Origin of the sequence: Glaciecola sp. MF2-115 (assembly GCF_047250385.1) — a bacterium.
Lineage (GTDB): Bacteria > Pseudomonadota > Gammaproteobacteria > Enterobacterales > Alteromonadaceae > Glaciecola.
Window position 1 is genome coordinate 73,983 of sequence record NZ_JBLBVM010000041.1, and the last position, 24,522, is coordinate 98,504.

The window sequence follows — 24,522 nt, forward strand, 5'->3', positions numbered from 1 at the left end:
CTCTACAAGTTCGCCACGACTCGCAGGTTTTCTGCGTTCGTTTCGTCCTTGTTTCGTCAGCTCACCCTTTGCCACGTTTTACTCCAAGCTTGACGCTAAAATTTGCAACACTAATTGCTCAAAACTTAAGCCAGCTTGTTTAGCGGCTTTAGGCACCAAGCTTGTTTCCGTCATACCAGGAACAGTATTAGATTCCAAAAGCATAAACTGCCCAAGTTCGTTTCGCATCAAGTCAACTCTTCCCCAGCCACTGCCGGATAATGCATGAAAGGCTTTCAGCGCCAGCTGGCCTACGTGTTTCTCAGTTGCATCATCTAAACCACTAGGGCAATGGTATTCTGTTGTATTGTCATTGTACTTTGCGTCGTAATCATAGAATACGTGCGGTGTCGCCATTCGAATTGAAGGAAGCGCAACACCATTTAAAATCGAAACGGTATATTCAGGGCCATTGATGTACTGTTCAATTAAAACGTCATCATCGTATTTCAGAGCTTCTTGAACCGCACTTTCAAGTTCTTTCGCGCTACTCACTTTAGCCATACCAATACTCGAACCTTCTCGAGCTGGCTTCACCATGGCGACACCTGATAATTGAGCTAGAACCTTTGCATAATCAGGATTTGGCTTTGAATTAGTAAGCTCACTATTAACTTCTGCTTTGGTAAGTACTTTATAATTTGCAGTTGGCAGCGATAAGCTTGACCAAACCTGTTTAGAATAAACTTTGTCCATTGCTAAGGCTGAACCAAGCACACCTGTTCCTGTGTAAGGAATTCCAAGTAGTTGCAAAGCGCCTTGCATGCTGCCGTCTTCGCCGCCGCGGCCGTGTAAAATAATGAACGCCCGATCAAAACCTAAAGAAATCAGGTCACCAATAGGGTTTTCGGCTGGATCGAACTTGTGAGCGTCAACACCCGCACTTTTGAGTGCGTTCAATACCGCCGTCCCAGACGCCAAGCTTACTTTGCGTTCAGCAGAACTGCCGCCAAACAAGACTGCAACTTTGCCAAAACTTTTTATCGTGCTTTGCGAATCTAATTCAGTTGCGCTGAAGACTGGATTGCTCATGCATCGCCTGCCTTCTGCAAAAGAGCAGGTTTGCTTAATTCAGTTGCCGCTAAAGTTTGTGCAATATCGCCAATATTGCCCGCACCTTGTGCAAACAAAACATCGTTGTCATTCAGCACATCGGCCAAAATTTTGTATAAGTTCTTTTGTGAGCTCACATAAATAGGTTCAAGGTTTCCGCGTTGGCGAATTGAACGACACAAAGATTTGCTATCTATGCCATCTATCGGCTCTTCACTTGCTGCGTATATATCTAGCAACAGGAGCACATCAACTTGTGATAAGACTTCTACAAAATCTTCATATAAATCACGAGTACGAGAGTATCTATGTGGCTGATAGATCATGACTACGCGTTTCTCAGGCCAGTTATTGCGAGCCGCTGCTATCGTCATCGCAACTTCAGTTGGATGATGTCCATAGTCATCAACCAAGATCGTATCACCATAATCTTGAGTGTATTGGCCCAGCACTTGAAAACGACGGCCTATGCCTTGGAAGTTCTGTAAAGCTAAAAGAATATCTGCATCGCTAATACCTTCGTCAGTCGCAACTGCAATGGCCGCGGTAGCATTCAAAACGTTGTGAATACCTGGCAAACTTAGCTTCACTTGAAGCGCAGGTTTATCTTGACGCTTAACAGTGAAATGACTGTAGTTAAGTTCGAAACGCACATCTACTGCTTGGTAGTCATTACCTTCAGATTGACCGTACGTAAGATATTTTCTGCCTACTTTCGGCAGTAGCTCCTGAATAACCTCGTCATCACCACAAACCACCGCTAAACCATAAAACGGCAAATTATGCAGAAATTCAACGTAGGCATTTTTCATTTTAGAAAAATCACCTTGATACGCTTCCAAATGATCAGCTTCGATATTGGTTATCACTGATAATGTTGGCTGAAGGTGCAAGAAGGACGCATCACTTTCGTCGGCTTCTGCAATTAGGTACTTACTTGCCCCGAGTTTCGCATTAGTGCCTGCGCTATTAAGCAGTCCGCCAATAACGTACGTTGGGTCGAGGTTCGCCTGTGAAAAGATTGTCGCAATCAAACTTGTCGTTGTTGTTTTGCCATGAGTTCCCGCTACCGCTATGCCGTAACGAAAACGCATAAGCTCCGCCAACATTTCTGCTCGGCGAATAATCGGGATGCGTTGCTCAGTAGCAATTTGTATTTCAGGGTTGGCTTCGTTAATTGCGCTTGAAACCACCACTGCGTCAACTTGCTGGACATTTTCAACAGCATGACCAATGAATATTTCGGCACCGAGCTGAATCAAACGAGCGGTCATTTTGCTATGTTTCATATCTGAACCGGATACTTGATAACCCAAATTCAGAACAACTTCCGCGATACCGCCCATACCAGCACCACCAATACCAATGAAATGCAGTTTTTGCACTCGACGCATTTTGTGTGGCATCAATGCCGATATATTATTCTCAGTACTCATACAATTTCCTTTAAGCCTTCTTGCACAATGGCAGAAGCGACTTTTAGAGTGGCGTCTTGAATGCTAAGCGCTTTTGCTTTACGCCCTATCTCTGTTATTTTTTCCGGTTTTGACAACAATTCATCTAATTGCGAATAAAGATTGTCGGCAAGTTTATCTTGTTGAATAAGCAAGGCCGCATTGTTATCACTCAATGATCTCGCATTGTAAGTTTGATGATCATCAACTGCAATTGGTAATGGCACAAAAATGGCACAAGTTTGAGTTGCTGATACTTCGGCGACAGTCAATGCCCCCGCGCGACAGATAACAATATCTGCTTTTGCAAATTGAGCCGGAATATCATCAATAAACTCAAGCACAGTATCGTAAGCATCATCCTGATGATTTGGCATTGCGGCATAGGTGTTCTGAACTGGCTCGGCCTTCCCCTTACCTGCTTGATGTACCACCGCAATTTTATATTTTTCGCGAAGTTGATTAATCACGCTTGGAATGACTTCGTTCAATGCTAATGCACCTAAACTCCCGCCCACTATGAGTAGTCTAAAAATATCATCGCTGCGCTCTATTTTACGCACATTAAAAAACTCTGAACGCACAGGATTACCCACAAATTCGACGTTCTTTGGTGATTTAGCGGCAAACTTACTTGCCTTAAGATCAAAACCACAAAGTACTCGTTTAGCCACTTTTGCTAACCATCGATTTGTCATACCAAAAACGGCATTCTGTTCGTGGATAATAACAGGGATGCCTAATGTCCACGCAGCAATACCGCCGGGTCCACTAGCAAAACCGCCCATACCTAAAACTGCTTGAGGTTTTAATGCTTTTAAATGTTTTCTAGCCTGCATAACTGTCGAGAGCAGCATGATTGGAGACAATAACTTAGTGATGACTCCCTTACCGCGAACGCCTTTGACATTCAGAAAGTGGATCTTAAATCCGTTCTTAGGAACAAGTTGTGCTTCCATTTTATCTGAAGTACCGAACCATTCAACTTGCCAGCCCTGTTGGACCAATTCCTTTGCAACTGCCAAACCAGGGAAAACATGACCGCCAGTACCACCAGCCATAACTATGAGTAAAGGCTTTTTCACTTTTGACTGTTCGCTCATGTCAGTGTCAACAAGCACGTTTTGATGTGTTGAATTTTGAGCGTCACTACTAATCGAGTGAGTACCTGAGTGAGTACCTAAGTGAGTAACTGAATTAGCTTCAGGCTTCATCGTTCACCTCAGCTTTTTCAAGTGCCTTTTTGCGACTAGCCTTTCTGGTGCTGCTTTTTTTATTTGCCTTTTTAGCGGGGCCACCGCGTTTGAGAGCTTGTACACCATCTACTCTGAGTTCAAAATCGATGCGTAATAAGATAGCGACGGCAATCGACATAATGATAAGTGATGAGCCACCGTAGCTCACTAGTGGTAACGTTAAGCCTTTCGTAGGTAAAATACCTGTACTAGCACCCACATTAACCGCCGTTTGAAAGCTAAACCAAATGCCAATTCCGTAAGCTAAGAATGCGTCGAATGGGCGCTCTTGTGTCATTGCTTTATTGCCGATCCGAAGGGCGATTGCGACCATAGATAGGATAAGCAATAAAACAACGATCACGCCAACATAACCTAATTCCTCAGCCAAAATGGCCATGATAAAATCGGTATGTGCTTCAGGAAGGAATTCTAATTTTTGTAAGCTATTTCCCAAACCTTGACCAAACCAAGAACCTCGACCATATGCCATCAACGACTGCGTCAACTGGTAACCTGAACCGAAAGGATCAGCCCAAGGATCTAAAAATGCTGTCACTCGTTTCACGCGGTATGGTTCAAAAAGTATCAGAGCGACGACCGCCAAAACACCAGTGAATACTAAACCGAAGAACTGCCATAATTTCGCACCCGCTAAAAATAACAAACCAATCGTGGTTGCGAACATGACGATCACAGTACCTAAGTCGGGTTGATTGAGTAGTAGCACTGCAAGCAAAAAGAAAACGGCCAAAGGCTTCACGAACCCTTTAAAGTTTTCTGTAATTTCTTCGTACCGTCGTACTAAGTAGCCGGCCAAATAGCAAAAGAAAAATAGCTTAGCAGGCTCGGCTGCTTGTATCGTGATAGGTCCAATGAATATCCATCGTGTCGAGCCGTTTACTGGGCGGCCAACAACTAATACAGTCACTAATAAGCCTATTGCGAATAACAACAAATAAGGGTTTGCAAAGCGCCAAAAATTCATAGGTAAATTCAGGACTATCATTGCTGCGATAAGGGCAAGTCCGATATATATAGCGTGGCGAACTGCAAAGTGAAACGGATTACCATGAAGCCTGTCGGCAATTGGCATTGAAGCTGAAGTTACGATCACAAAGCCAATCGCTAGCAGACTCAATGCAATGAGGACGAGAACAAGATCATAAGGTCGTTGTTTTGCTATGTCTTTCTCTGCCGATGACTCATGTTTAGCGGCAAATAATGCAGAAAGCTTAGTGCTTAATTGTGAGTCTGTATTCGTCATTATGCCACCTGCTCATGCACTGCAGCGGTAAATACATCACCACGCTCTTGATAATTGGCAAACATATCCAAGCTCGCACATGCCGGAGAAAGTAATACCGTTGCGTTAGTCACATGATTTTTTTGCAAGGTTAACAACGATGATGCAACAGCTTCTTGAATATCAGCAACCAAAATTGCATTGGGTACGAGTTGCATAAATTTAGACGCGTCTTTACCCAAAACAATTAACTGATCAACATGTTCATCAATGCTTGTTTTCAAAGGCGCAAGCTCAACTCCTTTTGCATCGCCACCAGCAATCAGTACTAGGTATTCATCTGAATTAGCGAAGCATGAAAGCGCTGCTTGGCAAGCGCCAATATTTGTCGCCTTAGAATCGTTTATCCAAGTTTGTTTGTAGAGTGTTCCATCTTTTTCAATAGACGATTGCTTTACAAATTCGAAGCGGTGCGCAAGCCCAGTGTAATTGCAGATAGCAGGCACAGTAAAATTTCTATCAAGTGCGAGTTGATCACATATCGCTAGCACTATCATGGCGTTAACGTAATTATGTGTTCCACGCAAATGCAATTCAGATAGTGCAAAAATGGGAGTGCCTTCAAATTGAATATAGCCTAAAGAATTTGCGGTGTTTGTAATGGAATAAGATGCACCCGACTCTTCCTTGCTCACTTCAGCGCATATGATTGGCTTGATATTTTTTTCGTTACCTACTGAAGCTATTGAGCTCGAAGCAGGAGGATAACTAAACTCTTCTTCGCGACAAGCAATAATGCGTTTCGACATAGCAAAAATACGTTGTTTAGCTTCTTTGTATGCTTCGAAGCTACCGTGACGATCTAAGTGGTCTTCGGTAATGTTTAGTACTGTAGCGAATTCAAGCTGAAGTGATTCGGTCATTTCTAATTGATAGCTGGATAGCTCTAAGACCACGATATCGAGTGGCGACTTTCTTGCCGCTTCCTCTAATAATAAGTCCACAGCACATTTGCCATAATTGCCTGCCAACTCAACCTTCAGGCCAGCCTTAGTGAGCACTTTTCCTAGCATATCTGTGACAGTAGTTTTACCGTTCGACCCTGTAATACCGATCAATGGTGTTTTGTTGAACCAAGAAAATAATTCGATATCGCCAATTAAGCATCCACCTTGGTCTTTATAATCTTGGAAGCACGCTTGATGTGGGTTCACGCCGGGGCTAAGTACTACCATTGAAAATGCAGATAATGACATCGTTGGTTCGAAAACGGCAGCGTCCACTTGCTTATCGTATTCTTCATTGGCTACTTTTTGTTGGATATTGGCGTCGCGATCAAGAACACATACATTTGCTTCTTGAGAAAGCAAAAACCGGACGCATGCGCGCCCGGTAATACCATAGCCAATAACGGCAATCGATTGATGTGCCAAGTTCCTGTTCATTTATCTCAACTTCAAAGTTGCCAGTCCAATTAGGACTAAAATTAAGGAAATAATCCAAAACCGCACAATGACGCGGGGTTCTGGCCAGCCTTTTAATTCATAATGGTGATGAATGGGTGCCATTCTGAAAATACGTTTTCCGCGCATCTTGAATGAGCCCACTTGTAAAATAACCGAGAGCGCCTCCACCACGAACACGCCTCCCATTACGATGAATACTATTTCTTGGCGAACTAGAATAGCCAAAAGACCCAAAGTTGCGCCCAAAGAGAGTGAGCCGACATCGCCCATAAAAACTTGTGCTGGGTATGTGTTAAACCATAAGAACCCAAGACCAGCACCAACAATCGCGGTGCAAACAATGACGAGCTCACTAGTCATCGGCATGAATGGGATATTGAGATACGCTGAAAAGTTAATATTTCCGGTGACGTAGGCGAAAATAGCGAAGGCGCCTGCCACCAAAATAATCGGTACGATAGCTAAGCCATCCAAACCATCGGTGAGATTTACAGCGTTACTAGTACCAACAAGTGCAAAGTAAGCAATGACCATATAGAAGATACCCAATTGCGGCATCACTTCTTTAAAGAACGGGACAATCAATGCAGTCTCTGCGGCAACTTCTGGGTTAGCGGTATAATACAAAAACGCTGAAACCAAAATAGCGATAGCTGATTGCCAAAAATATTTCCATCTTGCGATAAGACCTTTAGGGTCTTTGCGTACGACTTTGCGATAGTCATCAATAAAACCGACTAAACCATAGGCAACGATTACGAAGATAGTAACTAGTACGTACTTATTAGTCAGGTCAGCCCAAAGTAATACACTGATCAAGATGGCAGCAAGAATCAACAGGCCGCCCATCGTTGGCGTACCCGCTTTTGACAAATGGCTTTGAGGGCCGTCATCTCGCACGGTTTGCCCAATTTGCATAGTTTGCAAACCACGAATCATTTTAGGACCGATGAGAATTGCAATAAGCAAAGCCGTCAAGGTGCTTAATATTGCGCGTAGGGTCAAATACTGTATGACGTTAAAACCAGCGTCAAACTGTGTTAGCCATTCGGCTAGCCAAATTAACATGCTATACGCTCCCTACGCCTTTCGAACTTTCCCACGGGGCTTTCCTCGATTGCTTTTACTACTAATTCCATTTTTGCACTTCTTGAGCCTTTTACTAAAATACTGATGTCTCGTTGCTCATAAAACACATTTTCATTCAGCATCTTGACGAGTGACTCTCTATCGTCGAAGTGAAAACCATTTTCATCAAAAACTGCACTGGCGCTTTCGCTCAATATGCCTAACGTATAGATGGAAGAGATGCCTTTAGATTTTGCGTACTCGCCAACTTGCTCATGGTAATAACGCGCTTTGTCACCTAGTTCGGCCATATCGCCCAGAACTAGAACACGATTTCCCGGGAAGGTTGCAAGTAAATCTATCGCTGCATTAACCGAAGCAACGTTGGCATTATAGGTATCATCTAGTAAGCGAATTTGATTGGTTAGTTGCTTAACATTCAAGCGCCCACCAACTTCACGCATATTGAATAGGCCCAATTGAACTTCTTCTAAATTCGCACCTACGTTGATGGCCAAGGCTGCAGCAAGGAGTGCATTGCCCACATTATGAGTGCCCGGAATACTTAATCGGATTGCTGCTCGACCCGTTGGGCAAACAAGTTCGAATTCAGCACAACCATCCATGCCCATTGCGATATCTTCGGCACGATAGTCGCCTTCGTCGGTGTCAGGTGAAAATGTTTGGCAGTTCAAATGCGAGGTCTTACCTTCCCAGTATGAATAGAATTGGCTATCGCGATTTAAAAGCGCTGTACCAGATGTGCCTAAACCTTTGAAGATTTCACTTTTTGCTCTGGCGACACCGAATAAGCTGCCAAAACCTTCCAAATGTGAGGCTGCCGCATTAACGATAGTCGCGACATCAGGTTGGACTAGATTCGTAGTGTATGCAATTTCGCCTAGGTGATTAGCACCCATTTCTATCACTGCGTACTCATGTTGCTTTTCCAATCTTAGTAAAGTGAGAGGAACACCAATATCGTTATTGAAATTACCACTAGTAAACAACACCTTACCTTTGACTGATAAAATAGAGGCAACCATTTCCTTCACAGTTGTTTTACCGCTACTACCAGTAATCGCTACTGTTTTAGGATTTACTTCTTGTTTAACAGCTGCACCTAATTTGCCGAGTGCGATTTTAGTATCTTCAACCATAATTAGGGGCAAGGGGCAATCGACCGCTTCGCTAACAATAACCGCGGCAGCACCTTTTTCTAAAGCTTTAAAAAGGTGTTCATGAGCATTGTGATTAGGACCAACTAGAGCGATGAATAAATCACCGGGTTCTAAAGTACGCGTGTCGGTACTTACGCCTTTCACGTGTAATTCTTCGACACTTTTTGTGTTAAGCGTGCCTTCTACTTTTTCAGCAATCCAAGATAATGAAACGGAAATCATCCTCTTAACTCCATGGTTAACTGTTTGACGTATTCCCTCTCGTTGTAATACTCGCGCACGGAGTTTAACTCGAGGTACTCTTCATGGCCTTTTCCTGCGACTAGAATCAGATCGTCAACTTGACTGTCGAGATAAGCTTGTTCAATTGCAGCAGTTCGTTTTGATATTATTTTTAGTTTTGATGTATCTTTAATGCCTTGCTGTATATCAGCAATGATATTTTCTAAGTCTTCATTGCGGCTATTGTCCTGAGTCAGGACTACTTTATCCGCGCACTTTTCTGCAATACTTCCCATCAAGCTGCGCTTTGAATGGTCGCGATCACCTCCGCAACCGAAAACGACTGTCAAACTACCACTCACATGCTTACGAGCCGCAGTTAGAGCTTGCTCTAAAGCGTCTGGAGTGTGTGCATAGTCAACAATAATATTGCCGTGCGAAGAAGACTTGAATACTTCCATTCTGCCAGGCACGCCTTGCAAGGATGAGAGTGCTTTAATCAAGCTGTCGAAGCTAAGACCTTGTAAAAGCAATGCACTAAAAGCGGTGAGCACGTTTGCAATATTAAATTGGCCAATTAGAGGGAGTGATACTGACGCACTTCCCCAACTAGATTCGATGTCAAAAGTGCTACCTTGTGAAGTATACTGCGGGTTCAAGGCCAAACAGAACTTGAGTTGATGCTGATGTTCACAATAAGCATCCAGTAAGCTATTCGCAGAGGTATGCTTGACTGAACAAAGGCAAATAGTTGTATGTTCTGGGGTTTCATTTAACCAATTGTGACTTTCTTTATCATCACCATTTATAACCAAGTAACGCAGGCCAGGTTGTTGTAATAACAGTCGTTTAGCTGCTGCATAATCTTCAAAGTTTGAGTGATAGTCCAAATGGTCTTGAGTTAAGTTGGTGAAAGCAGCGACTTCAATATTGAAGGCGCTCAATCTATTTTGGTGAAGCCCGTGGGAAGAAGCTTCAATACACAATCGACGAGCTCCTTGATGCTTAAGCAAATGAGCAAATTCATGCATTGATGCAATATCTGGTGTGGTATTAATCGTTTCTGAAATTTTTACTGGTGCTTGATTCTGAGCATACAAAGCTACGCCCATCGTGCCAATAGTTCCTGCACTTTCATTGCAGCTTGCCGATAATTGAGCGCATAGATGCGCCACCGATGTTTTACCATTCGTGCCTGTTACAGCGACACATTGTAATATGCTTGTTACATGCTGATGAAAAGCACTGCAAATGAAACCGAGTTGCTTGTCCAATTCAAAAAAACTGATCACTTGTACGCCATCAACATGCTCTATCTTGCCGTGTTTCTCAATATCTTCTGCATCAACTAGTACAAGTTCGGCACCTTTACTTAGTGCATCATCAATATATTGGCTGCCATTCTCTTTGATACCTTGTTGTGCGATAAATAAAGAGCCGTGCTTTGCATTGCGACTATCGAGTACAATATTGTCAATTTCTACATCGTCTATCACAATGTCAAAAATCGCCAGTAAACGGGCGATTGGTCGTATGTTGAGCTTTACATTACTGGACGTCATTCTGACCTCCTCGGTAAATTCTAGCTGTCTTAGTGTTGTCATCAGGTGGAACGTTGAGCATTTGTAATGTCCCAGATACGATGGCAGCGAATGTAGGAGCTGCCGTATCGCCAGCATGGTATAAGTCGCCACCTGGCTCATTGATTAAAACAACCACCGCGATTTGAGGGTCTGAAACCGGAGCAACACCAGCAAAAATATTAACGTATTCCTCACCGTAACCACCGGCTACAGCTTTTCGACTTGTACCTGTTTTCCCCGCGATACGATAACCAGGCACCTTCGCTTTAACACCAGAGCCACCTTCTTGCGTCACGCTTTCCATCATTTCAAGCACTGCTAGAGCATTTTCAGCACTTACGACTCGTTCAGGCAATTCAAGTGCAGGTGAATCTGATTTAATAATAGATAAAGGTACTTTTACGCCACCATTGGCAATAGTGGCGTACATTCTAGCCAACTGCGCTGTAGTCACTGAAATGTTGTAGCCGAAGGAAAGAGAAGAAAGCTCATGATCCGACCAACGGTTGCGCTCATGGAATATACCGTCAGATTCACCAACCATATTACTGCCGGTATCACTCATCAAGCCCATATTGTAATAGGTATCCATGAGGAAGTTTTTGTCAACAGAGAGCGCCAACTTAGACGTCCCCATGTTGCTCGACTTTTGAATGATTTCCGTTAATGAAATTTTGCCGTAGTTGCGCGGGTCTTCAATTCGACTGCCGCCCAAACGCATCCAACCTGGAGATGTATCCACAATAGAGTCTTTTTGTGCCGTGCCGTATTCCAAAGCCGCCAATACAGCGAGTGGCTTCAATGCAGAACCCGGTTCAAATGCATCGGTAATTGCTCTATTGCGCAGGCGGTGATTTGACACTGTTGCACGGTCATTCGGGTTGTATGAAGGCGTATTTGCTAACGCTAGAATTTCACCCGTATGCACATCAACGATGACTACCGACGCTGAAGCAGCTTTGAAGTATAAGGTTGCTTCCTTGAGTTCACGATACGCCAATGCTTGAATACGCTGATCGATAGTGAGCATTAAGTCACCCGCTTTCTCACCAACGTGTTGTTCAATAATTTCAACCTGACGGCCTTTAGCATCACGACGAATTTTACGTTTATCTGGCGTACCTGTTAACCATTCGTTGTAAAGCTTTTCAATGCCTTCTATGCCTTTATCATCAACATTTGTGTAGCCGATAACATGAGAAGATACTTCGCCTGTAGGATAATAACGTTTCGATTCATTACGTAAATAAATACCAGGAATGCTTAACTCTTCTACAAAATTAGCCATTGCTGGCGTAACCTGGCGTTGAATATAAACAAAACGACGTTTTGGGTTATCGACTTTGCTATACAAACTCTCGACATCACGCCCGAGCACTTCGGCAAGTGCTTGAAAGCGACGCTCATCCAAAGGCTGAGTTTCACCTGTTTCACTGTCGTAAGCATGAACCACTTTAGGGTCGGCCCAAATCGCTTTAGAAGGCACGCTCACTGCTAATTGTTCACCATGACGATCGGTAATTAGGCCACGATAACTTGGGTTGTCTCTGACGCGAATTGTCCGATTATCACCTTGCTTAATTAAAAGGTCTGGCTCAATTACTTGTATGTAAGCCGCTCGCGCCGCTAAGCAAACGAATACCAAAATAACACTAAAAAGTACCGTTAGAAAACGCCACTGCATGAGTATGGGAGATATGTTTTGTTTCGCTTGGCGGTCTTTGCTGGTTCCTCTTTTAGCAGATACACGCCTATTCGCGTTACCTGCCATTCGGTTTCCCTCGCACCAAAACTTCGTCCTCAGGACCAGGACGACGCATATTTAATTGCTCACTCACTAACTGTTCGATACGGTTATGTTCTGTTAATGCACTTTGCTCGATGATCAAATGACGCCATTCAACGTCAAGTTCATCTTTTTCTTGAATTAATTTTTCGTGCTGCATTGAAAGTTGACGATTATGATGAGCGCTTAAAACAACTCCCAAAGCTGTCGCAACAACCGCAATAAACAACGCTACCTTAAACAAATTACGACCTAAATCGGACGTAATGAGAAGTAGCAAATTGAAGTTGGTACGTGGCATATTCATAACTTTTCGGCCACCCTTAATACGGAACTGCGGGAGCGAACATTCTCGGCAATTTCTTCAGCAGTGGGCTTAATGGCTTTGCTCACAGCTTTAATCACTTTGTCAGCATCTATTTCATGCTGCATGATAGGCATGCCGTGTGGAACATCCTTACCTTTGCTGAGGCTTCTAATAAAGCGTTTCACCACTCTATCTTCAAGAGAATGAAAACTGATGACCGCCAGACGACCACCGCTTTTAAGCACCTTTACTGCGCCCTCCAAGCCTTGATTTAGCTGATCTAACTCACCATTAATAAATATCCTAACACCTTGGAAACTGCGTGTAGCAGGATGCTTAAATTTATCTTTGACCGGAACAGCTTTATCTATTAATTGCGCGAATTCTGCCGTTGTTTCCAATGGCTTTATAGCTCGCTGTTCTAGCACTGCATGCGCTATTCGCTTACCGAATTTTTCCTCACCATAGGTTTTTAATACCATGGTGATCTCTTCTAAACTAGCGACATTCAGCCATTCTGCTGCACTCATGCCAGTAGAGCGATCCATCCGCATATCTAGCGGACCATCTTTTTGAAAACTGAAGCCTCGTGAGGCATCATCTAGTTGTGGGGACGACACCCCTATATCCATTAGTACACCATCAATGTTGCACATCAGCTCAAGTTCGTTGACCACGTCTTCAATGTTTGAAAATGCGACATGATGAATGCTGAATCTAGGGTCGTCGATAAAACGTTTTGCAGACTCTATTGCAGTATCATCACGATCCAATGCAATAAGCCTACCTTCACTTGAAAGTTGTTTGAGAATTTCGGCGCTATGGCCTCCGCGTCCAAAAGTCGCGTCAATGTAAATACCATCGGGCTTTATGTTTAGGCCTTGAATTGATTCTTGAAGAAGTACGGAACGATGAATAAAAGAATCAGAGGTCATAGTGAGAAATCCTGAAGACGTTCAGTAAGCTCGAATTGACCATGCTTTTCCGTTTCAATGTCTTCAGAGATTTGTTGCTGCCAACTATCCGCGTCCCAAATCTCAAATTTATTGAGTTGACCAACTAACATAATTTGTTTGTCCAGAGCGGCGTGTTGACGAAGCGTCGGCGCAATTAGGATGCGACCGCTTTTGTCCATTTCGCCTTCCATTGCATACCCGAGTAACAGGCGTTGAAGACGACGTTCTTGAGGATTAGTACTTGAAAGCTTACTGAGTTTAAGCTCAATTTCTTCCCATTCGGGGAGTGGGTAAAGTAGCAAACAGTTCTGAGAAATATCGATCGTGCAGACCAGCTGTCCCTGGCAATCATCCAACAGCGACTGTCGATACCTTGTAGGTATCGTTAGTCGACCTTTGCTGTCCAGATTGATTGCGTTAGCGCCGCGGAACATTCCCCTAGCCTTTTATTATTATTGTTAGCTCATATTCTTTTATTTTTATTATTTTTGTATGAAGCTGGTTGCACTTTGACCGAAAAAACCATTTTTCGCCACTTTGACCCACTTTTGACAGTTTAGGTACCATCATGCCCCACTGTCAAGCACATTTGCATTAAAAAAGCTAAATAGTTAGAAAGTCCAGACTGTATATAAACACAGGCCTTGCATGAAATTCAGGCATAAAAAAACCACCCTAAGGTGGTTTTTACGTTAGTTATTAACTGCTTATATTTTAAGCTTTAGGCTTCTCTTCTTCGCCTTCTTTCGGAACAGGTCTAATTTGAACTGTTCTAATTGGCTTGTCACCTTTGTTTGATAATTCAACCAAACGGTTCAATTGTGCTAATGACATCATAATTGCGTACATTGCGCCAAGGAAACCAGCTTTGTGCAATTCAAGGATAACCGCGTCATCTAGTTCATTTAGCTTCTTCTCATCGATGCTCATGATGCCTGTCACGTTGCGCGCAGTGCCGTCTTGATATTGAATACCGATTTGTACATTTTCTAACAAATCAAGCTCTACAACCCGTTTTACGAAACGTTGGTTAAGCATTTCACTGTTTGCTAACTCAGCTAAAAACTGCTGACGATTTTTCAAGAATTCTGTTGGTTCACCATCTTCAGTGAACAAAGCTTCGCCTTCATCTGCAACTAAATGACTGTTCTCATCAAAGAATACACCTAGCTTGTCGCCGTCTGGGCGAATATCAAATGGGTAACGTTGAATGTTCAATGGAACATGTGGTCCTTGCCATCTGTCTTCAGCCCAGAACAAGTTTACATTTTGATCAACACCTAACATTGCAACAGTGTGAATGTTTTTATTTGTTGGATCTTCGATGAAAACTACTGGCATAGTTGATGCTAAATGTGCGAACTCACGAATAGTTGCTGCAGCAAGGTGAGTTTCTTTGGAAAACTCAAGATCGATACGAGGAATGATTTTTAGATCTTTATGCTTATCTTTGTCTAACGGAATGTAATTAATAGCCATGTTGTTATAATTCTCTTACTTAAGTTTGATGTGGCTATTTCTAATCGATAGCCTTACATCGTTCAGTCATGAAACTGCCATGAACCTGCTAGGATTAACCAGCCTCATGACGATGAAAAATTCGAATTTTACCCAAAGGATAAAGACCGTTATTATCGCTTAAACAAATTTGGAAGTCACTCTGTAACCTAATATTAACAAGTAAAATTAGGCTTTTTTTCCATTAAGTTGCACAATGCTTCCACAACAACCGAAGTCAGCCATGTAAAACGTACAATTTTTATTCTAATTGTGTTTTCCTATTGCTTTTAGTCGCGACTAAAATAAATACGGTTTTAATCAATTGAACAAAAATAACAACTATAAATAACTATTCCAAAAGGACTGCCAATGCGAAAACAATCTACCGCTATCCTCACTGTAGTGTCAGCACTAATGCTTTCAGCCTGCAATGCAACTAGCACGATGCAAAGTAACGAGACAAACGCGCAAGCGGCGAAACGAATCACACAACAAAATATTATTGTTGATGGACATATAGATGTGCCCTATCGCATACAAAATCAATGGGTAGACGTCACAAAAGCGACAGAAAGTGGTGATTTTGATTATCCTCGAGCAGTTGAAGGCGGCTTAGATGCTCCTTTCATGTCAATTTATGTACCCGCTAGTTTAGATAATTCAGATGAATCGACGGCTTTAGCACATAGACTAATAGACTATGTTGAGGCGATTGTCGGTAGAGCTCCAGATAAGTTTGCCCTCGCATACACCGTTGCTGATGTAGAGCAAAACTTCAAAGACAATAAAATTTCATTACCTATGGGAATGGAAAATGGTTCGCCTGTACAAGGCTCACTCGACACACTTCGCACGTTTTATGAGAGAGGCATACGCTATATCACATTAGCGCACAGTCAAAGCAATCACATCAGTGATTCCTCTTACGACTTGCGCAGACAGTGGAAAGGTCTTAGCCCTTTTGGAAAAGAGATGGTTGCTGAAATGAACAAGCTTGGCATTATCGTGGATATTTCACATGTATCAGATGCTGCGTTTTATCAGGCAATTGATATTAGCCGTGCCCCAGTGATTGCATCACACTCCTCATTACGCCAATTTACACCGGGCTTCGAACGCAACATGGACGATGATATGTTAAAAGCCTTAGCGAAAAACCAAGGCGTTATCATGATCAACTTTGGTTCAGGTTTTGTTAGCCCAGTCGCTCGAAGCTGGCGTGATAACCGCGGGAAAAAAGTAGAAGAGTTAGCTAAGGTATTTGGTCAAGATAGTCAGGAAGTAAAAGACTTTATTGAAAAATACAATACCGAGAGCCCTTATCCTTTTGCAAGCCTAGATATCGTGCTTGACCATATCGATCATGTTGTGAAATTGGTTGGTATTGATTATGTCGGTATCGGTTCAGACTATGACGGCGTGGGTGATTCCTTGCCGATTAATCTGAAAGACGTTTCTGATTTTCCGAACCTAGTCGAAGGCATGTTAGAGCGTGGATACTCTGAAGCCGACATTAAAAAAGTACTCAACGAAAACGTACTTAGAGTTTGGCGCGAAGTCGAAGCTGTCGCTAAAGCAAGCTAGACTTGGCTGTTTAGGGCGGATTCGCGACACTTCTTAAGTAAACTGTTTCAACTAAAGTGATCAAAACCACTTTAGTTGAAACATGCCTCATTGCTTCATGTATAATTGCGAAAACTCTTATGATGAAACAATATTATGAAACTAATAATCCGAAATTTAGCTCGTTCCACTACTGAAGACTCCCTCAAATCATTATTCACTGACATAGGTTTAGTTCAGTCGTGTAATTTAGTTATGGATAAAGCAACAGGAAAGTCTAAGGGCTTCGCTTTTGTTGAGATGCCTAAAGTTGGCGAAGCAAAAATTGCTATTGGCCAACTTAATAATATGGAACTCGATGGTAGTAAAATTCGCGTGAAAAAAGCTGAGCAATCGCATGCCGAATCAGCGCCGAAAGACGAAAAGAGCTAATTAAGCCCCTATAATATTCCGCGACCACTTACCTAAAAGTAATTTACAGCCGTGAGTAATTATGACACCGAGTGTAATCACAAAAACAACATTTAATAGTGCAAGAGCTAAAATGATAGGTGTACTTGTGGGTGGCGTGATTAGGCTATTCATATGCTTGTACATGTCAAATAACAGATAAGCATGCAAAAAATAAATGGTAAACGCATAATTGCCTAGTAAGTTTAGCCAAGCTGGCACATTCCCCATAGTGCGCTCAAATAACAAAATGACTAATGCGGAAAATGCAATTTTTTGTATGTACCAGGCTGACTCAGTGAAGGTGACTATTCCCCAACTAGGGCTCTCCAAATAAAATAAGCCAACTAAGCTCAACGTTGAAGCCACTGCCAGCAAAATGAATGAAGTGAGATATCGCTCGATCAGATCAATGGTTTGACGGTAGTTTGCCCCAACCAACATACCCAGCATATAAGCACCTAAAAAATAGGCAAAGTTTGTCCAAGTTATATCGGGCCAAGCGCGAGAGCAAACCAGCGGCATCAGAATTAAAAGAATAACCAAGTACCTTGCCTGATTACTTTTTAAAAGTTTTGCAAAAAGTGGCGTTGCAAGAAAAAGTACAAATAAAACTGGGATATACCAAAACGAAAAGATAGCGCCACCCGTGATGAGGTTTTTTCCTACTAAAAGAAAGTACTCAAGTAAGCTGCCACTAAAGTAGGTGAGCGAGCCATCAAATCCCCATTGCCGCCAAGTAAAAAAACAGGTGAAAAAGAGATAGGGCAAAAAAACGTTGGTTATTTTTGATTTAAAAAAGCGGGAATAACCACGCTCTTCTAATATTAAAGAAAATAAAATTGCAGAGATAAAAGTAAAATAGAGTGTTGAGTCATGAAACAGTATGCTTTCACCCCAAACGAAAGCTGTTAAATCTGCCTTATGAGGGCTATTGCTCGTACCTGCAAAGTAAAAAACAAATTCAATAGCATGAATCGCAACAATATTAATTATGGCGAAGCCGCGAAAAGCGTGAATTGAAGGAAAAAATGCTTTGCTCATTTAAACTTCCTTTTTCAATCTCTTTTTATGCATCTTACGGCTTTTTAGCCTTAAAGCTATTTATATTATTTAGCAATATTACGGTGCACTTCGATCCTTAAAGCGAATCGTAAATAGCAGACTCAGAAATAGTCAGCAAGGTTCCTTCAGGTGCACTTACAACCAGTTTGCAGCTATTCCAGTCGAACGGCAATTGATACAAAGTGTCTTTGGTGTAGTCAAAACTGACGTTGAAATCGCCGCAACGAAGCTCGGTAAAACTAATGGCCTCGTCCGCATCTATCTTAAACATCCGACGCGAAAGGTAGTGCGCTGCTATATCAGTAGCATCCACTTTAACAGCAGCCTTCAACGGCTCACCGGATCTTAATTTGGCATTGGCGACTTCTAGCAAAGGCGCTAAGTCGGGCAACAAGTCCTCACTGAAGTCACTATTTCTGAGAGCATTATATTGAATCAAGGCTTGAAGATATTGTTGATTGTTCACATAGAGTTTGAATAACATCGCTTTAATTTTACTGTGTGATTTTTTGGTTTTTTCCGTTCTCGCAATATCCTTAATCGCTCGTTCAAGCGTTAGAATTTTGTCCTGAACGCTGGCACCAACCTTATCCAAGTATGTGAATTTAACTAGAGAAAGTTGTCGATTCTCAGAAAACCGAATAATGTTGGCTTCTTCCATTTTATTGAGAGTTTCGCCTAATTCCTCATACTTTTTTTCCTTCAACAATTTACGCATTCTAAGATAAGTATGAGCAAACTCTCTACGCATCAAAGGTTCGGGAAATTTATCACTTAATTTAGTTAACGCAAAAGTAAAGGAGCGACTTAAATTCTTCTGGACGATAGGAACACCATCCATTGTGGCAGGTATATACTCCCAATCATTGATATTTTTTTCGATGAGTGTTTCAAAAATATCGATACCGCTAATACGCGTAAAGCGCAAGTTAATCGGCTTACCTTGCTCATCAACGTCGTAACTAAGTTCAATGTAACCTTCCGCTTTAAGACGCTGCGCCGACATGGGGTAGGACATTTCTAGCGATCCCGACTCCTGAGTTGGTGTATAAATTCTACCATCCTCTTGTAAATCCACGACAATTTCATCGACGTTATTGGGGAGGGAAGAGCCTTCAGCTAGTAGAGAGCCTTCATCGGGTAGAGAGCCCTCAGCAGGCAAAGAGCCTTCAGCGGATAAAGAGCCCTCAGCGGGTAGAGAACCCTCAGCCAACATTGCACCCTCGGATTGTGGAACACTAGTAGCTAGTACAAAAGCAGATTGGCAAATAAGCGTAGTAAAAAACAGGCTAGCAAGAATTAACTTCATATATATCCTTATAAGTAGCGAAACTTAATCGCCTAATAATATCCATTTATCAAATAAACATATGCGCATCACGGCGCTCAAATTTTATTCTAGCAATTGCTGCTTAAAAAAGTAATCCAGCATCGCCATCATATTCTTAAATAAAGGATTGGGCTTAGGAACGGCGCAACGTTCACTAATATTCAACTTGGTTTTGTCAATTTTCAAGTCAACCATCATGATGGAATTTAATACTAGATCACGATGGCAAGTATCATAACTTTTATCAATCGTCATTACTTGATGCTCGCCATCTACTTTCAACATTAGATTCTCAACCCCATGATAGGGTGCAATAGTGTCAGCAAAAGAGTGAGCAACAAATATGGGCATTGAGACTTGGGTCGTATCCAATAGTTCTCGCACTTCAAAAACCACATCGGCTAGTGTTAAACCTGCATAACCGGCAACATCTGGATATTGATAAGGATGCGGGCCTTCGCTAATAAAGTCACCATCAACAATTTTTGCGAGCCATTTCATACCCCAAATACGTCCTAAGTTTTCGGCGTTCTTCGACAACGCTAATGCGCCGGAAAATAACAGCAAACCATCGACTTCCTCAGGGTGCAAAAGCATATAACGAGTGGCTAGTGTTCCGCCTGTGGAAAAGCCTCCAACAAAAGTTTTATCAGAGTAAGGGGAAACCAAGGACATGATAGTGTCAACATAATCATACCAGCGCTGCTTTAGCTTTGGGTCGCGCATATCTTCCTTAGCATTCAACTTTCCATGTCCGGGAGTTAAAGGAACGACAACAGTAAACCCCTGATTATTAAGGTGCTCTGCTACCCCTCGCAACGAAAAAGGCGAGTCGGATAAGCCGTGAAACAATACAACGATAGGGGCTACTTTTCTTTTCCCATCAGCGCTGGGAGCACCTTTTGCATAGAGAATGAAAGGCGCATTCCCTTCATTACGCAGGGCATCTGAACAAACCTTATATTCGTATAGACCTACATTGTCTTCACACTCGCGCACTGAGCCTAGTTCAAGTTCATTCAAATTTGAAAAATCTTCGAAAAGTTGAACGGGAAGTGCAAGCTTATTCCCTACCGCTTCTTGAGCTTGACTTGGCCAAGTAAGAAGCAGGCTAATCATGCTGATAATGCAGAATGTTAAGCAGTTCGTTGTTGCAATCTTGGTGGTATCACCATCCATCAATTTACTTTCCTTTTTATGAATCACTCGCTACTAATAGTAATGTGCTGCTTGCACTTAGTAGTCTACGGTATTTTTTGATATGCAAAAACAAAAAGGCACAGTTTTTTCAAACTATGCCCTTCTAATTGTATTTAGCAAATACTTAAAGGCTTATTAAGCGCCTTGTAGGTAGGCAGCCAGATCGTTGCTGTCACCAATATGCTTACCACCAATAAATACCTGAGGAACCGTATCACGTCCCGAGACAGCCTTAAGTGATGCAAGTGTCGCTTGGCTTCCCAACACGATTTCTTCGTAATCGTAACCTGCGTCTTTGAGCATGGCTTTCGCCTTAGCACAAAATGAACAACCCGGTTTAGTGAACAATGACACTTCTTCAGGCGCTTTCGCATCAGGTGCTAAATAGGCAAGCATTGTATCAGCGTCAGACACTTCAAATGGGTCGCCGGGTACATTAGGTTCAATGAACATTTTCTCTACGACACCATCATTTACGAACATAGAGTAGCGCCAGCTCCTTTTACCGAAACCGATATCACTTTTATCGACAAGCATATCCATGCCAGCTGTGAACTCGCCATTACCATCTGGGATAACGGTAATGTTTTCAGCTTCTTGGTCTGCCAACCAAGAGTTCATAACAAAAGTATCATTGACAGACATGCAGCAAACTTCATCAACACCTAATTTCTTAAATGTACTCGCTAATTGGTTGTAACGAGGAAGGTGTGTAGACGAGCATGTCGGCGTAAACGCACCCGGAAGTGAGAATAACACCACCTTCTTGCCGCCGAAGAGCTCTTTAGACGACATCTTCTTCCATTCGTCGCCACTTCTTACAGGCCAAGTAACGTCGGGGACTTGCTTGCCTTCATGATTAGGTAAACTTGTTGGTTGAGCCATTATAATCCTCTATTTAGGGTATTGAGTTACATGCTTAAATATTAATAGATATTCACAATAAAGCCAGTATAGGGGTTACTTTCATTACGTCAATATCACATATGTAATTAGGTATAGCGTTTTTACGTTGGTTGACAACTTATTAATCTTAATACCATTCAAAAGGGTGAACTATGATAATTTTAGTCGGTGGTGAGAAAGGCGGAAGTGGTAAAAGCTGTATCGCGCAGAATCTTGCTACTTATCTAGCAGTAGACAAAGTCGCAAGTGTTTTGCTCGTTGATTGTGATATCCAAGGTACAACGGCAGATTGGATAAAATTGAGAAATAACAACTTCAATGCCTTACCAATAGACTGTGTTCAATTAAATGGCAAAATTAGAAATCAATTACTTGGTTATAACAGTCAGTATCAATATGTTATCGTCGATTGCGGCGCACAAGATTTACTCGCCCTACGTTCAACGCTGTCGGCCGCTGATGTTGCGCTACTGCCAATGCGACCTAAACGCAGGGATTTAAAAACTTTAGTGCATTTAGATGAATTAGTTAACAGTTGTAAAATGGTCAATCAACAACTCGCTGCGCATATCGTTTTTACGCAATGTCCTTCTCAACCAAATCAGCAAACGCGTGTGAATGATGCAAAACAAACCGCAAGTTTATTTGACATTCCAATTGCAGATGCCGTGTTGCATGAACGCCATATATACGATGACAGTGAAGAGAGTGGCTTATCAGTACTTGAGAGTGAACCCAAGGGCAAAGCTGCTGATGAATTACGTAGCTTGTTTGCATTAGTCCTCAATAATGAAATGGAAAATTCTCCAGAAATACGTATGCAGTACGCTTAATTTAGAAGTGCACGACCGGTGGGGGCTTGGCTGATGGGTGCTAGGCAATGCCACGCTATTCGCTTCTTAGAGGCAGAAAACGGACGGATTGAACTCCTTTACATTCAAACACCCTAGGTCATTACCGCGAAGGCGGTAACCCCCAAAACAGCATAGATAATTCAAAAAAAGAAAGTTAGTTCAATAACATAAAACCTATTATTATCGAAACATTTCTTAAATAGTTGGAGGTCACCGCCTTCGCGGTGATGACGGTGGGAAGTTTCAAATGAAGTGTTGGATGTATCGGATACGACCGCATTTGGATGAGGCTGTGTAAAAACTCATTATCAATGACTTGTTCGGCAAGCATTCTCACTTTTTAGATGATACGAGCCATTTTTAGTGTTTTGAGCACGACATTACTAATTTAGATTAGATTGTATTTTATCTGAGGTATCCCTCATTTTTGGTGATGGGGATGGATTTTCAGCCGTTTCAGTGCCAATTCTACACTTCTATTGTTGAATTGCCGCCATCAACCCTAAGTTACCTTTTATCGTCATCATTCTTTTCAGATTATAAGCAAGTACATGCAAACTCGTCTCTGTGCTCACATTCTTAATGCGTTTGGTGAGGTAATGTGTCGCGCCCATCCACATTTTTATTGTGCCGAATGGATGTTCAACGGTTTGTTTTCTTATTAGCGATGTGTGTCTTGCCCGCTTTAAACGCTGATGCATGCTGTCAATCATGTCTTCATGCACCCACCGCCTCATTTTTCTTGGTTCGTATTGAGAACGAGTGCACTTTGACCGTATCTGACAATCGCGGCAGGCGATATGGTTTACATAGATTTTTAGCTCCATCCCATGTTCAACGGAATTGCGACGATGAGATAATATATTGCCTGCGGGGCAGGTAAAGTGGTCGTTGTCTTTATCGTAAATAAACTCGTTTTTATTAAATATCCCCGCTTTTGCAGCGCCCGATGTATCACTTTTGGGGACTAGCATTTCCGACCCTGTATCGAGCACGTTTTTAATATCTTCTCTGCTGTAATAACCCTTGTCTGCGATGAAGGTAATATCGGTTGTTTTTAAGGTCTCTTGCACCAAACTTGCGACGGAGTGAAGCTTGCCTCTGTCCGTTGTTTGAGTCACATCGTGACTAATGATCAAGTGATGTTTGGTATCCACTGCTGATTGTACGTTGTAGCAAACTTGTTTGGTCATATTGTTGGCTTTCATGAGCCTTGAGTCGGGGTCAGTCAGCGATACCTGTTTGTCTGGTGCTGCTTGTATTTGAGCTTCGATGTCGGCCAGCTCTGCCAACCTCATCTTCATCCATGCGACTTTTTCATGCATGACACCCGCTTCTTCATCTGATATTTCTTGCTTATCTTTGTCCGCTAAAATATCCAGATAACGCGCAATGCTAGCGTCGAACCTAGCAATCAAGTCTTTTGCTTTTTTAGGCGTGTAGGTCTTTTGTTTATTGTTCACTGCTTTGAATTTACTGCCGTCTATCGCCACCACTGCATCGGTGAACATGTTCATCTCTCTACACAGTTGAACAAACTGACGACAGGTGTTCTTTATGCCTTCTCCGTTGTCTTTTCTAAAATCGGCAATGGTTTTAAAGTCAGGTTGCAAGCGCTCTAGTAACCACATTAATTCAACGTTTCGATGTGTCTCTTTCTCAAGTCGTCGGGACGACTGAATGCGATTAAGATAACCATAAATATAGAGCTTGAGCATTGTACCGGGGTGATAGCAAGGACGGCCTGTCGCTTTAGTTGTCACTTTTTCAAACCCTAGTTTTCCTAAGTCTAAGCTATCCACAAATACGTCGATAACGCGAACAGGATTTTCTTCAGTGACGAAGTCATCTAACGCTTCAGGAAACAGGGTAGCTTGGGTTCTTGATTGGCCTTTTATGTGATGTGACATTTGCGGTTAACCTTCTGCTTTGGTTTACCGCTTAATTATACTAAATACACACATTGACTTGGATCACCTGCTAAGACTGTTTGATCATAAGCACAGCCTACTTAGTTCAAAAGGTGATCAAAACGGAGTTTTCACACAGTCTGGGATG

At 42.3% G+C, this 24,522-nt stretch carries 21 protein-coding genes; 3 read left to right on the forward strand and 18 right to left on the reverse strand.

The features are described from left to right. Positions 1-78: 78 nt before the first annotated feature. The 13 genes from ACKLNX_RS04465 to ACKLNX_RS04525 all read right to left on the reverse strand — a co-directional run bounded on the left by ACKLNX_RS04465 (position 79) and on the right by ACKLNX_RS04525 (position 15,075). Complete coding sequence (locus ACKLNX_RS04465) at positions 79-1,071, reverse strand: D-alanine--D-alanine ligase (RefSeq protein ID WP_412971383.1); 993 nt, start codon at positions 1,069-1,071, stop codon at positions 79-81. After that, positions 1,068-2,528, reverse strand: coding sequence for a UDP-N-acetylmuramate--L-alanine ligase (murC, locus tag ACKLNX_RS04470; RefSeq protein WP_412971384.1), 1,461 nt, complete (start codon positions 2,526-2,528; stop codon positions 1,068-1,070). Before murC ends, ACKLNX_RS04465 begins: the two co-directional genes overlap by 4 nt. Beyond that, positions 2,525-3,760 (reverse strand): undecaprenyldiphospho-muramoylpentapeptide beta-N-acetylglucosaminyltransferase, encoded by a 1,236-nt coding sequence (murG, locus tag ACKLNX_RS04475; protein WP_412971385.1) that lies wholly within the window; start codon positions 3,758-3,760, stop codon positions 2,525-2,527. Before murG ends, murC begins: the two co-directional genes overlap by 4 nt. After that, entirely contained in the window at positions 3,750-5,048 is a 1,299-nt protein-coding gene (gene ftsW / locus ACKLNX_RS04480; RefSeq protein ID WP_412971386.1) for a cell division protein FtsW, read from the reverse strand. The genes murG and ftsW overlap by 11 nt, the downstream gene beginning before the upstream one ends. Next, on the reverse strand, positions 5,048-6,472 hold the full coding sequence (murD, locus tag ACKLNX_RS04485; RefSeq protein ID WP_412971387.1) for a UDP-N-acetylmuramoyl-L-alanine--D-glutamate ligase: 1,425 nt from the start codon (positions 6,470-6,472) through the stop codon (positions 5,048-5,050). The genes ftsW and murD overlap by 1 nt, the downstream gene beginning before the upstream one ends. Then, on the reverse strand, positions 6,473-7,561 hold the full coding sequence (mraY, locus tag ACKLNX_RS04490) for a phospho-N-acetylmuramoyl-pentapeptide-transferase (RefSeq protein ID WP_411693126.1): 1,089 nt from the start codon (positions 7,559-7,561) through the stop codon (positions 6,473-6,475). After that, positions 7,555-8,964 carry a UDP-N-acetylmuramoyl-tripeptide--D-alanyl-D-alanine ligase gene (locus ACKLNX_RS04495; protein WP_412971388.1) on the reverse strand — a complete coding sequence of 470 codons (1,410 nt, stop codon included), beginning with the start codon at positions 8,962-8,964 and terminating at the stop codon, positions 7,555-7,557. Before ACKLNX_RS04495 ends, mraY begins: the two co-directional genes overlap by 7 nt. Then, the gene (locus tag ACKLNX_RS04500; RefSeq protein WP_412971389.1) at positions 8,961-10,526 is read right to left on the reverse strand and encodes a UDP-N-acetylmuramoyl-L-alanyl-D-glutamate--2,6-diaminopimelate ligase; all 1,566 of its coding nucleotides are present in this window, start codon (positions 10,524-10,526) and stop codon (positions 8,961-8,963) included. Before ACKLNX_RS04500 ends, ACKLNX_RS04495 begins: the two co-directional genes overlap by 4 nt. Further along, positions 10,513-12,318: a peptidoglycan D,D-transpeptidase FtsI family protein gene (locus ACKLNX_RS04505; protein WP_411693129.1), complete on the reverse strand. Its 1,806-nt coding sequence runs from the start codon at positions 12,316-12,318 to the stop codon at positions 10,513-10,515. The genes ACKLNX_RS04500 and ACKLNX_RS04505 overlap by 14 nt, the downstream gene beginning before the upstream one ends. After that, entirely contained in the window at positions 12,308-12,640 is a 333-nt protein-coding gene (gene ftsL, locus ACKLNX_RS04510; RefSeq protein ID WP_411693130.1) for a cell division protein FtsL, read from the reverse strand. The genes ACKLNX_RS04505 and ftsL overlap by 11 nt, the downstream gene beginning before the upstream one ends. After that, positions 12,637-13,575, reverse strand: coding sequence for a 16S rRNA (cytosine(1402)-N(4))-methyltransferase RsmH (rsmH, locus tag ACKLNX_RS04515; protein ID WP_412971390.1), 939 nt, complete (start codon positions 13,573-13,575; stop codon positions 12,637-12,639). Before rsmH ends, ftsL begins: the two co-directional genes overlap by 4 nt. Next, a complete protein-coding gene (gene mraZ, locus ACKLNX_RS04520) occupies positions 13,572-14,030 on the reverse strand; it encodes a division/cell wall cluster transcriptional repressor MraZ (protein WP_412971391.1) in 459 nt (152 codons plus the stop codon). Before mraZ ends, rsmH begins: the two co-directional genes overlap by 4 nt. Before the next feature lie 280 nt (positions 14,031-14,310). Beyond that, positions 14,311-15,075 carry a SapC family protein gene (locus tag ACKLNX_RS04525; RefSeq protein WP_412971392.1) on the reverse strand — a complete coding sequence of 255 codons (765 nt, stop codon included), beginning with the start codon at positions 15,073-15,075 and terminating at the stop codon, positions 14,311-14,313. A 390-nt stretch (positions 15,076-15,465) separates the two neighbouring features. Between ACKLNX_RS04525 and ACKLNX_RS04530 the strand changes: the two genes are divergently transcribed. Continuing rightward, a complete protein-coding gene (locus ACKLNX_RS04530; RefSeq protein ID WP_412971393.1) occupies positions 15,466-16,680 on the forward strand; it encodes a dipeptidase in 1,215 nt (404 codons plus the stop codon). A gap of 135 nt (positions 16,681-16,815) precedes the next feature. Continuing rightward, a complete protein-coding gene (locus tag ACKLNX_RS04535; protein WP_412971394.1) occupies positions 16,816-17,091 on the forward strand; it encodes an RNA recognition motif domain-containing protein in 276 nt (91 codons plus the stop codon). Here the strand turns inward: ACKLNX_RS04535 and ACKLNX_RS04540 are convergent, their stop codons facing one another. The 4 genes from ACKLNX_RS04540 to ACKLNX_RS04555 all read right to left on the reverse strand — a co-directional run bounded on the left by ACKLNX_RS04540 (position 17,092) and on the right by ACKLNX_RS04555 (position 21,589). Next, positions 17,092-18,153, reverse strand: coding sequence for an acyltransferase family protein (locus tag ACKLNX_RS04540; protein WP_412971395.1), 1,062 nt, complete (start codon positions 18,151-18,153; stop codon positions 17,092-17,094). It lies immediately after the preceding gene. A 97-nt stretch (positions 18,154-18,250) separates the two neighbouring features. Then, entirely contained in the window at positions 18,251-19,483 is a 1,233-nt protein-coding gene (locus ACKLNX_RS04545) for an energy transducer TonB (protein WP_412971396.1), read from the reverse strand. An 84-nt stretch (positions 19,484-19,567) separates the two neighbouring features. Next, positions 19,568-20,683 carry an alpha/beta hydrolase gene (locus ACKLNX_RS04550; protein WP_412971400.1) on the reverse strand — a complete coding sequence of 372 codons (1,116 nt, stop codon included), beginning with the start codon at positions 20,681-20,683 and terminating at the stop codon, positions 19,568-19,570. Between the two features lie 156 nt (positions 20,684-20,839). After that, the gene (locus ACKLNX_RS04555; RefSeq protein WP_412971397.1) at positions 20,840-21,589 is read right to left on the reverse strand and encodes a glutathione peroxidase; all 750 of its coding nucleotides are present in this window, start codon (positions 21,587-21,589) and stop codon (positions 20,840-20,842) included. A 173-nt stretch (positions 21,590-21,762) separates the two neighbouring features. Between ACKLNX_RS04555 and ACKLNX_RS04560 the strand changes: the two genes are divergently transcribed. Then, positions 21,763-22,443, forward strand: a complete 681-nt coding sequence (locus ACKLNX_RS04560) for an AAA family ATPase (protein ID WP_411693139.1) — start codon at positions 21,763-21,765, stop codon at positions 22,441-22,443. 497 nt (positions 22,444-22,940) lie between these two features. Here ACKLNX_RS04560 and ACKLNX_RS04565 read toward each other — a convergent pair whose 3' ends face one another. Continuing rightward, positions 22,941-24,374, reverse strand: coding sequence for an IS1182 family transposase (locus ACKLNX_RS04565; protein WP_412971398.1), 1,434 nt, complete (start codon positions 24,372-24,374; stop codon positions 22,941-22,943). Positions 24,375-24,522 lie beyond the last annotated feature (148 nt).

Excerpts from the sequence above, each read along its gene's own strand:
- ACKLNX_RS04465 (WP_412971383.1), bottom strand. The coding sequence starts at position 1,071 with ATGAGCAATCCAGTCTTCAGCGCAACTGAATTAGATTCGCAAAGCACG.
- ftsL (WP_411693130.1), bottom strand. The coding sequence starts at position 12,640 with ATGAATATGCCACGTACCAACTTCAATTTGCTACTTCTCATTACGTCC.
- ACKLNX_RS04530 (WP_412971393.1), top strand. The coding sequence starts at position 15,466 with ATGCGAAAACAATCTACCGCTATCCTCACTGTAGTGTCAGCACTAATG.
- ACKLNX_RS04505 (WP_411693129.1), bottom strand. The coding sequence starts at position 12,318 with ATGGCAGGTAACGCGAATAGGCGTGTATCTGCTAAAAGAGGAACCAGC.
- rsmH (WP_412971390.1), bottom strand. The coding sequence starts at position 13,575 with ATGACCTCTGATTCTTTTATTCATCGTTCCGTACTTCTTCAAGAATCA.
- ACKLNX_RS04525 (WP_412971392.1), bottom strand. The coding sequence starts at position 15,075 with ATGGCTATTAATTACATTCCGTTAGACAAAGATAAGCATAAAGATCTA.
- murC (WP_412971384.1), bottom strand. The coding sequence starts at position 2,528 with ATGAGTACTGAGAATAATATATCGGCATTGATGCCACACAAAATGCGT.
- mraY (WP_411693126.1), bottom strand. The coding sequence starts at position 7,561 with ATGTTAATTTGGCTAGCCGAATGGCTAACACAGTTTGACGCTGGTTTT.
- mraZ (WP_412971391.1), bottom strand. The coding sequence starts at position 14,030 with ATGTTCCGCGGCGCTAACGCAATCAATCTGGACAGCAAAGGTCGACTA.
- ACKLNX_RS04550 (WP_412971400.1), bottom strand. The coding sequence starts at position 20,683 with ATGGATGGTGATACCACCAAGATTGCAACAACGAACTGCTTAACATTC.
- ACKLNX_RS04545 (WP_412971396.1), bottom strand. The coding sequence starts at position 19,483 with ATGAAGTTAATTCTTGCTAGCCTGTTTTTTACTACGCTTATTTGCCAA.
- ACKLNX_RS04535 (WP_412971394.1), top strand. The coding sequence starts at position 16,816 with ATGAAACTAATAATCCGAAATTTAGCTCGTTCCACTACTGAAGACTCC.
- ACKLNX_RS04565 (WP_412971398.1), bottom strand. The coding sequence starts at position 24,374 with ATGTCACATCACATAAAAGGCCAATCAAGAACCCAAGCTACCCTGTTT.
- ACKLNX_RS04555 (WP_412971397.1), bottom strand. The coding sequence starts at position 21,589 with ATGGCTCAACCAACAAGTTTACCTAATCATGAAGGCAAGCAAGTCCCC.
- ACKLNX_RS04495 (WP_412971388.1), bottom strand. The coding sequence starts at position 8,964 with ATGATTTCCGTTTCATTATCTTGGATTGCTGAAAAAGTAGAAGGCACG.
- ACKLNX_RS04560 (WP_411693139.1), top strand. The coding sequence starts at position 21,763 with ATGATAATTTTAGTCGGTGGTGAGAAAGGCGGAAGTGGTAAAAGCTGT.
- murD (WP_412971387.1), bottom strand. The coding sequence starts at position 6,472 with ATGAACAGGAACTTGGCACATCAATCGATTGCCGTTATTGGCTATGGT.
- ACKLNX_RS04540 (WP_412971395.1), bottom strand. The coding sequence starts at position 18,153 with ATGAGCAAAGCATTTTTTCCTTCAATTCACGCTTTTCGCGGCTTCGCC.
- ftsW (WP_412971386.1), bottom strand. The coding sequence starts at position 5,048 with ATGACGAATACAGACTCACAATTAAGCACTAAGCTTTCTGCATTATTT.
- ACKLNX_RS04500 (WP_412971389.1), bottom strand. The coding sequence starts at position 10,526 with ATGACGTCCAGTAATGTAAAGCTCAACATACGACCAATCGCCCGTTTA.
- murG (WP_412971385.1), bottom strand. The coding sequence starts at position 3,760 with ATGAAGCCTGAAGCTAATTCAGTTACTCACTTAGGTACTCACTCAGGT.